The organism is Kitasatospora sp. NPDC059817 (assembly GCF_042731835.1).
Lineage (GTDB): Bacteria > Actinomycetota > Actinomycetes > Streptomycetales > Streptomycetaceae > Kitasatospora.
Map to the genome: position 1 here is coordinate 1 of NZ_JBHWIR010000231.1, position 9,937 is coordinate 9,937.

Genomic DNA, 9,937 nt, shown 5'->3' on the forward strand with positions numbered 1-9,937 from the left:
CAGTAACCAGGCGCGGCCGCCATGTTCGCCCAACAGGCCGGCCGCGGCGAAGTCCTGGTGGACGGCGTCCGGCAGCCGGCCGACCTCGACGCCCTCGGCCAGCGCCTCGACCTGCGCCAGGTGGCCCGGCTCGTCGATGGTGAACAGCTCCAGCGTCCCGAACCGGCGGTCGCGCACCTCGACGAAGCCGGGGCCGCGCCGGAAGACGCACTTGCTCGGGTAGTACGTGGCGCGCCAGTCGGCGACGACGTCCTGGGGGCCGCCGGTCAACTGCTCGGGCGGGTACAGGTGGTGGAACCGGCGCTGCGCCGCGCAGCCGTCCGTGCAGTCGGCCTGCCAGAGCACGGCAAGCCCCTGCCCGGTCGCCTCGCGCAGCAGCATCAGCGCCCGCGCGGAGGCCGCCGGCGCGTCCGCGCAGAGCCGCACCGGCTCGGTCAGTCGCAGGCAGCGGACCCCGGCGCGGTGCAGTTCGGTGACCTCCGCCTCCGCCGGGCCGGACAGGGTGCGGCGACCGAGCGCGAAGCCCGGCAACTCCCTGGCGGCGGGGTCGTAGTCGAGCCAGAGCTCGGCCTCCGGGCCGGCCGCGCGCCAGGAGGCGGCATCGGCCCCTCCCGCAACGGCCCCTCCAGGATCGGCCCTTCCCGCCACGGTCCTTCCCGCAACGGCCTTTCCAGCATCGGCCGTTCCGGCATCGGTCCGTTCAGCCGATCGTGACGGCATCGAGCACCTCCTCGGCGCGAGGGCGGGCGGCGGCGGGGCCGTGCCGGTGCTGCATCCGCATCAGCACCTGGTTGTCGGACTCGACGGCGACCTGGAGGAAGCTGTCCCCGTCGTGGAACAGCAGACCCAGCGCGGTGAAGCGCTCCAGCACCGGCCCGACCGCCGCCGCGCCGCCGGGGACCTTGGCGGCCAGCGCGGCGGTCGAGCGGGGCTGGTTCAGCAGCCGGAAGGCGGCGAGCTCCACCGGATCGGTCAGCTCGACCACCCGCCAGTCGTACTCGGGGCGGGTGTTGACGAGCGCGATCCGGCCGCCCGCGTCCCGGTAGCTGAGCCGACTGTCGGGGAACCGCGCGATCCAGGTGTCCACCGCCGCGCTCAGCCGCTCCGCGAGGTCGCCGCCGATCCCGCGTGGTGGCGCGCTGAACACGTAGGCCAGTTCGGCCAGTTCGCTCTGCGGCAGGCGGTAGGTCGCGCCGTACTGGAAGGCCGGCCGGGTGATCGCGAAGCCCAGCTCGGGCCGGTCGAAGTACGGGCTGAACCGCTCGATCGCGATCCGTCCCGCTCCGGTCGGCGGGTCCAGGTGGTGCAGCAGGGGCAGTTGGCGGATCACCGACTCGTAGTCGGCCGGCTGCTCGCCCGGGAAGCCGTAGAGGTAGTTCCAGCTCACCGACACTCCGGCGCTCTGCGCGTCCCGCAGCGCGCGGACGTTCTGGCAGCCCGTCACCCCCTTGTCCATGATCCGCAGGACCCGGGTGCTCAGGCTCTCGATGCCGGGCTGCACCTGGGCCGCGCCCGAGTCGCCGAGGAGCTGGAACTGGTGGCGGCGCAGGTTGGCCTTGATCTCGAAGTGCAGCCGCAGATCGACCGGGAGTTCGGCCAGTGACTTCAGGACGGTGTCGAAGTAGCCCATGTCCAGGATGTTGTCGACCACGTAGACGTCCAACAGCTGGTGGCGTTCGGCGAGCGTGAGCACCTCGGCGAGGAAGTCCGTCGGCGGCTTGGAGCGGAACTCCATCGAGGAGCCGTTGAGCCCGCAGAAGGTGCAGTGGTGCTTCTCGCCCCACCAGCAGCCCCGGGAGCCCTCGACGACCAGCTTGGGATCGACCCAGCCGGCCGCGACGGAGGCGTCGAGCCGCTCGTAGAAGCCGTCGTAGCGGGGCGCCAGGATCGCCGCGGGCGGCAGTGGACGCCTCGTCATCTCGTTGGCCGTCGACGTCCCAGAGTCGTCCCGCCAGCAGAGCCCGGGGACGGCGGAGAGGTCGCCGCCTTCAAGGAGCGCCGGGAAGGCGGCCTCGCCCTCGCCGCGCACCACGTAGTCCAGGAAGGGGAAGTTGCGGTGCAGCGCGGCGCCCTGCGGACCGTCGCAGTTCGCGCCGCCGAACACCGTGCGCACCTGCGGGCACCGCTGCTTGAGCAGCTTCGCGGCGGCGAGGCTCGCCGTGTTCTGCTGGAAGGTGGTGGTGAAGCCGACCAAGTCCGGTGGGTCGGCGGCGAGTTCGTCGACCAGTCGGGCGATGAACGCGGGGGCGATCGCGCGGGTGGCCCGGGTCAGTGCGATCTCCTGCTCGCTCGCACCGCTGGTGGCCAGGTACTCGCAGTAGGGCGCGAACTCGCCGTCGCTGTCGTCGATTTCGCTGTCGTCGCCGTCGATGCCGGCCTCGATGCCGGGGGCCGGGCCGTCGTCACCGTACAGCGCGCCGGCGAACGCCCAGTCGCCCGCGCCCTGGAAGTAGGACTTCTCGGAGAAGTACTGGTAGTCGTCCACGCCGAAACCCGCGGTCTCGGCGGCCCAGTCCACGAAGTCCAGGTTGGCGTACCGCACTTCGACCTGGTGGCCGGCGCGTTCGGCAGCGGTGTGCATGATCCCGAGCGCCAGCGACGGCACGTCGATCGCGCCCCAGGGCATGTGCAGCAGGACGATACGCATGGTGGCCACTTCTGTTGTTCGCCGGCGGTCGGTGAGGTGTCGCTCCGGGGCACCGCAGGCGCCCCGGAGCGACGGTGAATCACTTGCCCTTGGTCTCGGCCTTCGGCTTCGGCTGCCCCTTGAGGGCAGGCGCGACCACTGCGGCCTTGGTGATGTCGAGCGCGAAGGCCTGGACCACCACGGCGCCCCGGTCACGCTCCGGGGTGCTGATCGGGTCGTTCTGAATGCTGCGTCGCTTCATGGCTGTTCACCTCCTTCCACCAGTTCGGCGGGTACCTCGGGGCGGTCGCCCCGGGGTGGCAGGGGGAGCGGTGCCGGCCAGGCGTGCTCGGCGAACCGGACCATCGTGGCCAGCACCGATCGGTGGTCGGCGGTCTGGCGGCTGTAGTGGCCGCCGTCCACCCAGAGCAGCTCGTGCGGCACCGCCAGCCGGCGCAGGTCCGCGGCGTACCGGGCGACCTGGTCGGGTGGGCACCGCTCGTCGGTCCGCGAGGCGACCAGCAGGACGGGCGAGCGGACCTGGTGCACGTACGATCGCGGGTCGGCCGCGCGGTAGCGCTCGGGAACCTCGTCCGGGGTCCCGCCGAAGAGCTGGCGATCGAGCTCGCGCAGTGCGGGGGTGGTGGTGCGGTAGGCGGCGGGGTAGTCCGCGATCGGCTGAGCGGCCATGCCGAGTGACCACAACTCCGGCTGCGCGCCCATCGCGAGCAGGGCCAGGTAGCCGCCCCACGAGAATCCGCACAGGCCGGTGCGCTCCGCGAGCGCCGTACCGTCGGCGACCAGCTCCGCGCGGACGGCGGCCAGGTCCTCGATCTGCGCCAGCCCGACCCGGTGGCCGTACTCGTGCTGCCAGCGGGCGCCGTAGCCGGTGGAGCCGCGGTAGTTGGTGCGCACCACCGCGTAGCCACGGCCGACCAGGGCGTTCACCCGCGGGTCGTAGGAGTCGCGGTCGTGGGTGGCGGGGCCGCCGTGGACCAGGAAGAGGGTCGGCCACGGGCCCTGGCCGGCCGGAGTGCTGACGAAGCTGTGGATCCGCCCGTACGGCCGGGGCGTCCAGCGCCGGCTGCGGGAGGTGTCGCCCTGGTCCGGATCGAGGCCCTGTCCGGGGTGGTGCGCAGTCTCCGTGCCGGGGCGCAGGACCAGCGGGCGGGGCGGTGTCGACTCCCGGCTCCAGACGCAGTGCAAGGTGCCGTCCGGAGCGCAGGACAGGTCGTGGATCGTGCCGCCGGGGGTGCTGATCTCCCGGACGGGCGGGGCCTGTTCCGCCGGTCCTCGGCGCGCGGCCCCCTGCTGTGGTGCCCCTTGCCCCTCCGGCGGGTCGAGGTCGGCGAGGAGCAGTCGGCTCCGCCCGGCCCGCTCGTGCTGGATCAGCACCTCGCGCGGCCCCTGGTACCAGCCGGCCGATATCTGCGAGTCGAACGACAGCCCCGGGTACCTGCGCAGCCCCGTGCCGGCCTGCCAGGTCGCGACGGTGTACTGCTCGTCCTCCTCGACCACCAGCAGCAGCTCCGGTTCGAGTACCGCGAGCGGGTTGAACTCGATCGGCCAGAGCCGCAGTCGGCGGTTCCCGGCGATCCGCAGCGGACCGTCCGCCTGCGCGTCCGTCTGAACGGTCGCCTGAACGTCCGCCTGCGCGCCCGTCGGCCACAGGGCCACCGAGTCGTCCCCGTCGGGCCGCCCGCCGAGGGCGAGGAGCCGACCGTCCGGCGACAGGTCGGCCAGGCTCAGGTACCCCGGCGCCGAACCGATCAGCAGGGCCTGGCCCGCGGGCGGTCCGACGTAGCAGTGCGAGGCGCCGTCGACACCGACGACCACCGCCGCGAGCGCGCCCGTCCGGTCGAAAGCGACGCCGTACGCCCGCCCGCGCGGCACGCCGTGCAGCGCCTCGCCGCCCGCTCCGCCGGCGAACGGCTCGCGCCGCCACCGCCCCTCCCCGGCGTTGTCGGCGTCGAACCACCAGACGGCGTCGCCGTCCGGCTCGATCTCGCTCAGGTGGACGCCCCCCGGCCGGTCGGTGACCACCCGGCGCCGACCCGTCCCCAGGTCCCAGGCCACCGCCTGCCAGCGCTCGTCGACGAGTCGCGTCTCGACCGCGCGGTCGGCCGCCAGGGCGGCGAAGCCGGGGGACTGGAACGCCTGTGTCACGGACCCGGCCCTTTCGGCTCGATGGTGGGAACAGACTGCGCTGAACGTCCCGAGGCCGGTGCACTGGCGTGAAGATCCAGTGAACTGGCGTGAAGAAAAGGCCACTTGTGGAGGATCGCCGCCACTCTAGGGGGGTGCCGTGGTTGCGAACAGACCTTTCGCACAGTTGGCCGAAATGCAGCTGAGGTGAATGCGGGCCGGCAGGGGTGTGGATGTGCCGGGAACGCGCAGCGGGAACGCACAAAGGCCGGCCGTCGCCGACCGCGCGTTGATCGCTTGTCTGCCACGGATTCCTACGGTCGGGCCTTCGGCAAGTTCCGCACCGCTCAAAAGGATTCCCATGATCGACCAAGCCGCGTCGTCGCGCGGTGGCGCACCCTGGATCGGCGACGATCCGCGATTCACCGAGTTGCGCGCCGCCTACCGCAGGTTCGTGTTCCCGGTGACGGCGGCGTTCCTGCTCTGGTTCCTGGCGTACGTACTCTGCTCGGCCTATGCACGCGGCTTCATGGCGGCCAAGGTCGTCGGGAGCATCAACGTGGCCCTGGTCTTCGGACTGCTGCAGTTCGTTTCGACCTTCGGCATCGCCCTGGCCTACGGCCGGTTCGCCGCCCGGCGGTTGGACCCGCTGGCCGAGGCCCTGCGGAGCGCGGCGGCGTCCCGTCCGACCGCATCGGCCGGCAGCGCCGACAACCAGGAACTGACGGAGAGCCAGGCATGACACAGCACCTTCCGCTCGCCGCGGCGACGGCGCAGGCGGCATCGCACAAGGGCCTGACCATCGGCCTGTTCGTCGCCCTGGTGGCGGTGACCCTCGTCATCACCCTCTGGGCGCGGCGGAGCACCCAGGGCACCGGCGGTTTCTACACCGGCGGCGGCCAGTTCTCCGCGCTGCAGAACGGGATCGCGATCTCGGGCGACTACCTCTCCGCGGCCTCCTTCCTCGGCATCGCCGGGATCATCGCGCTCTCCGGGTACGACGGCTTCCTCTACTCGATCGGCTTCCTGGTCGCCTGGCTGGTCGCGCTGCTGATGGTCGCCGAACTGCTGCGCAACACCGGTCGGTTCACCATGGCCGACGTGCTGGCCGCGCGGCTGCGCAGTGGTCCGATGCGGACCGCCGCGGGCGTGTCGACCATCGTGGTCTCGATCTTCTACCTGATCGCGCAGATGGTCGGCGCGGCGACGATCGTGGGGCAGCTGCTCGACGTCAAGGGCGCCTCGGCGCAGATCTGGACCATCGTCGGGGTCGGTGCCCTGATGATCGTCTACGTCGTGGTCGGCGGGATGAAGGGCACCACCTGGGTGCAGATCGTCAAGGCGGTGCTGCTGATCGCCGGCGCGGCCATGATGACCCTGTGGGTGCTGGCGAAGTACGGGTTCGACCTCAGCCACCTGCTCGGGGACGCCGCCGCGGCCTCCAAGAAGGGCGACGCCTTTCTCCAGCCCGGCCTGAAGTACGGGGCGACCGACGGCTGGTCGAAGCTCGACCTGGTCAGCCTCGGCGTCGCCCTGGTGCTGGGCACCGCGGCGCTGCCGCATGTGCTGGTCCGCTTCTACACCGTCCCGACCGGCCGCGACGCGCGCAAGTCGGTGAACTGGGCGATCGGCATCATCGGGGTCTTCTACCTGATGACCCTGGTGCTCGGCTTCGGCGCGGCCGCGCTGGTCGGCACGGCGACGATCAAGGAGAAGGATCCGTCCGGCAACACTGCCGCCACCCTGCTGGCCGAGCACCTCGGCGGCGGCGCGGGCACCACCGGCGGCTCCCTGATGCTCGCCTTCATCGCGGCGGTGGCGTTCGCCACCATCCTCGCGGTCGTCGCCGGGCTCACCCTGACCTCGTCGTCGTCGTTCGCCCATGACCTGTACGCCAGCGTGATCCGCAAGGGCAGGGCCACGGAGCGGCAGGAGCTGGTCACGGCGAAGATCGCCGCCGTGGTCATCGGCGCGGTCGCGGTCGCCCTGTCGATCTTCGCCAGGGACCTCAACGTGGCGTTCCTGGTGGCCCTGGCCTTCGCCATCGCGGCCTCGGCCAACCTGCCGGCGATCCTGCTGACGCTGTTCTGGAAGCGCTTCACCACCGTCGGCGCCAAGTGCGGCATCTACGCGGGCCTGGTCAGCTCGATCGGCCTGGTGCTGCTCTCCCCGATCTGCTGGGGCGGCGCGACCGGCACGGTCCACGCCGTGAAGCTGACGGCCGCCCAGGCGAAGGACTGCGGGGTGGAGGCGTCCAGCAAGCAGGTCGGCAACGCCACGGCGCTGATCTCCTGCACCACCACCGCACCGGTGCCGCTGCAGAATCCGGGCATCGTCTCGATCCCGATCGGGTTCGCGGCCGCGGTCCTCGGCTCCCTGGTCGGCAGCCGCCGCCGTCGCGACGAGGAGTCGGACGGGCGCGGCTTCGAGGAGCTTGAGGTCCGCGCGCTCACCGGAGTGGGGCGGTAGAGCGTGGAGCCGGGCTCCAACCTCGACGAGTTTCTCTCCGACCTCGCGCGCTACGCCGCCGCGGATGTCCTGACCGCCCAGCTCACGGCGGACACCCTGCGCAAGTACCTGCGGGCCGGACTGATCGTGCCCGACGACCTGTGCGCCGGTGACACGGACGGCTACTCGCAGCGGCTGCTGCACGCCGGACGGACGCACTCCGTGGTGGCCCTGACCTGGCTGCCCGGTCAGTCCACCCCGATCCACGACCACGTCGCCTGGTGCGTGTCCGGTGTGGTGGAGGGCGTCGAGGTGGACGAGGCGTTCCGGCTGTGGCGGCCCTCCAGAACCGGCCGCAGGGTGCTGGTGCCGTCCGGCCGGACCACCTGCTCTCCCGGCCGGGTGCAGCTCCTGGTGCCGCCCGACGAGGACATCCACCGGGTGTCGAACGGCGGCACCGGTCGCGCGGTCTCCCTGCACGTCTACGGCGCCGACATCGCGCTGAACGGGGGCAGCTCGATCAACCGGGTCTTCGGAAACGAGGTCGTGGACCTCCCGCCGGACGGCGCCCGCCTGGTGAGCTGGCGGAGCCCGGAGAGCCTGGCCCCGTGACCGCCCCGTAGCGAACCGACGGGCCGTCCGCCCCGGACGGCCCGTCGGCCACGCCCGGTCCCCTGCCCGGTGAGGCGGGCGGGGCCGTACGGCCTGACGTCGGGTTCTGCCGCGGTCGGCCGGGTCGTACCCCGCGATTGGTCCAGACCTATTGACGAGCTGCGCCGCCCCTCCTACGATCCGGTCCGGCACAGCCCCACATGTCCCCACCTCACCCACAGCCGGGCGTCGCGCCCCCACGCGTCGGTCATGTCCATGACGCTCGGCGGGAAGGGAACGCAGCATGTTCCGTCGAAGGTCGCGTACTCCACGTCCGTCGGGCGAGGTCCGCCCCTGTCCGGATCCCGGCCGCCTCGAAGGCGACCGGACCGGGAGCGAGCCGCTCCGGACCCCTGGCCCGCAGCCGCGGGCGAGCGTGGAACGCGCAGCGCAGGTGAACCGGACCAGCCGCGCCCAGCACGGGCCGAGCGTCCTGCGGCGCTCCCTCGCCGGGGTGAGCGCCGTCGCCGTCATCGGTGCCGGCATCGCCGTGGCCGGCTCCGTCACGGCCGGGGCCGCCACCCCCAACCTGGTGGCCAACCCCGGCTTCGAGAACGGGCTCTCCGGCTGGACCTGCTCCGGCGGCTCCGGCGCGGTCGTCAGCAGTCCGGTCCACTCCGGCGCCGCCGCGCTCAAGGCCACGCCGACCGGCCCGGACAGCGCCCAGTGCAGCCAGACCGTCAGCGTGCAGCCCAACTCCCAGTACACGCTGAGCGCCTACGTCCAGGGCAGCTACGTCTACCTGGGCGCCACCGGCACCGGCGCCGGCAGCGACCCGTCCACCTGGACGCCGAGCAGTGCGTCGTACAGCCAGCTCAGCGTCGGCTTCACCACCGGGCCGAACACCACCTCGGTGACCGTCTACCTGCACGGCTGGTACGGGCAGCCCGCGTACTACGCGGACGACGTGTCGCTCACCGGCCCCGGCGGCAGCAGCCCCACACCGACCACCCCGCCGCCCACGACTCCTCCGCCGACCACTCCGCCTCCGACGACTCCTCCGCCCACCACTCCTCCGCCGACCACCCCGCCGCCGACCACCCCGGCGCCGGGCGACACCTGCCCCACGAAGCCCAGGCCGTCGGGCAAGGTCCTCCAGGGCTACTGGGAGAACTGGGACGGCGCCGCGAACGGCGTCCACCCCGGCATGGGCTGGGTCCCCATCACGGACAGCCGGATCGCCGCACACGGCTACAACGTCATCAACGCCGCCTTCCCGGTGATCCTCTCGGACGGCACCGTCCAGTGGCAGGACGGCATGGACGCCAACGTCAAGGTCTCGACCCCCGCCGAGATGTGCCAGGCCAAGGCGGCCGGGGCGACGATCCTGATGTCGATCGGCGGTGCCGCCGCAGGCATCGACCTGAGCTCCAGCACCGTCGCCGACCGGTTCGTGGCGACGGTCGTCCCGATCCTCAAGAAGTACAACTTCGACGGGATCGACATCGACATCGAGACCGGCCTGTCCGGAAGCGGCAGCATCGGCACGCTGTCCGCCTCCCAGGCCAACCTGATGCGCATCATCGACGGCGTACTGGCCCAGATGCCCGCGGGCTTCGGCCTGACGATGGCCCCCGAGACCGCGTACGTGACCGGCGGAAGCGTCACCTACGGCTCGATCTGGGGCGCCTACCTGCCGATCATCAAGAAGTACGCCGACAACGGGCAACTGTGGTGGCTGAACATGCAGTACTACAACGGCAGCATGTACGGCTGCTCCGGCGACTCCTACCAGGCCGGCACCGTGCAGGGCTTCACCGCGCAGACCACCTGCCTGAACAACGGCCTGACCATCCAGGGCACCACCGTCAAGGTGCCCTACGACAAGCAGGTGCCCGGCCTGCCGGCCCAGCCCGGTGCGGGCGGCGGCTACATGGACCCGGGCCTGGTCGGCCAGTCGTGGAACGCGTTCGGCGGTTCGCTGAAGGGGCTCATGACGTGGTCGCTCAACTGGGACGGCTCGAAGGGCTGGAGCTTCGGCGACAACGTGAGGTCCCTCCAAGGCCGTTGATCACCCGCTGATCACCCGCTGACGTCCCGCCGGCTTCCCGTGCACCGGTGCACGGG

General features: G+C 72.0%; 8 protein-coding genes. 4 read left to right on the top strand and 4 right to left on the bottom strand.

Annotation, left to right across the window (positions count from 1 at the left end; genetic code table 11):
• The 4 genes from ACFV61_RS31520 to ACFV61_RS31535 all read right to left on the bottom strand — a co-directional run.
• The coding region (locus tag ACFV61_RS31520) for a DUF5825 family protein (protein WP_380495322.1) at positions 1-720 on the bottom strand (720 nt) is incomplete at its 3' end.
• Complete coding sequence (locus tag ACFV61_RS31525) at positions 701-2,647, bottom strand: RiPP maturation radical SAM C-methyltransferase (protein WP_380495324.1); 1,947 nt, start codon at positions 2,645-2,647, stop codon at positions 701-703. The genes ACFV61_RS31525 and ACFV61_RS31520, both read right to left, overlap by 20 nt.
• Before the next feature lie 79 nt (positions 2,648-2,726).
• Complete coding sequence (locus tag ACFV61_RS31530) at positions 2,727-2,888, bottom strand: hypothetical protein (RefSeq protein ID WP_159398304.1); 162 nt, start codon at positions 2,886-2,888, stop codon at positions 2,727-2,729.
• A complete protein-coding gene (locus ACFV61_RS31535) occupies positions 2,885-4,792 on the bottom strand; it encodes an alpha/beta hydrolase family protein (RefSeq protein ID WP_380495326.1) in 1,908 nt (635 codons plus the stop codon). The genes ACFV61_RS31530 and ACFV61_RS31535 overlap by 4 nt, the downstream gene beginning before the upstream one ends.
• A 340-nt stretch (positions 4,793-5,132) precedes the next feature.
• Here ACFV61_RS31535 and ACFV61_RS31540 point away from each other — a divergent pair, with 340 nt between their 5' ends.
• The 4 genes from ACFV61_RS31540 (at position 5,133) to ACFV61_RS31555 (ending at position 9,881) form a co-directional block, all read left to right on the top strand.
• Positions 5,133-5,513: a DUF485 domain-containing protein gene (locus ACFV61_RS31540; protein ID WP_380495328.1), complete on the top strand. Its 381-nt coding sequence runs from the start codon at positions 5,133-5,135 to the stop codon at positions 5,511-5,513.
• Entirely contained in the window at positions 5,510-7,240 is a 1,731-nt protein-coding gene (locus ACFV61_RS31545) for a cation acetate symporter (RefSeq protein WP_380495330.1), read from the top strand. Before ACFV61_RS31540 ends, ACFV61_RS31545 begins: the two co-directional genes overlap by 4 nt.
• Before the next feature lie 3 nt (positions 7,241-7,243).
• Positions 7,244-7,831, top strand: a complete 588-nt coding sequence (locus ACFV61_RS31550; protein WP_063345975.1) for a cysteine dioxygenase family protein — start codon at positions 7,244-7,246, stop codon at positions 7,829-7,831.
• Between the two features lie 433 nt (positions 7,832-8,264).
• A complete protein-coding gene (locus tag ACFV61_RS31555) occupies positions 8,265-9,881 on the top strand; it encodes a carbohydrate binding domain-containing protein (protein WP_380495332.1) in 1,617 nt (538 codons plus the stop codon).
• Positions 9,882-9,937 lie beyond the last annotated feature (56 nt).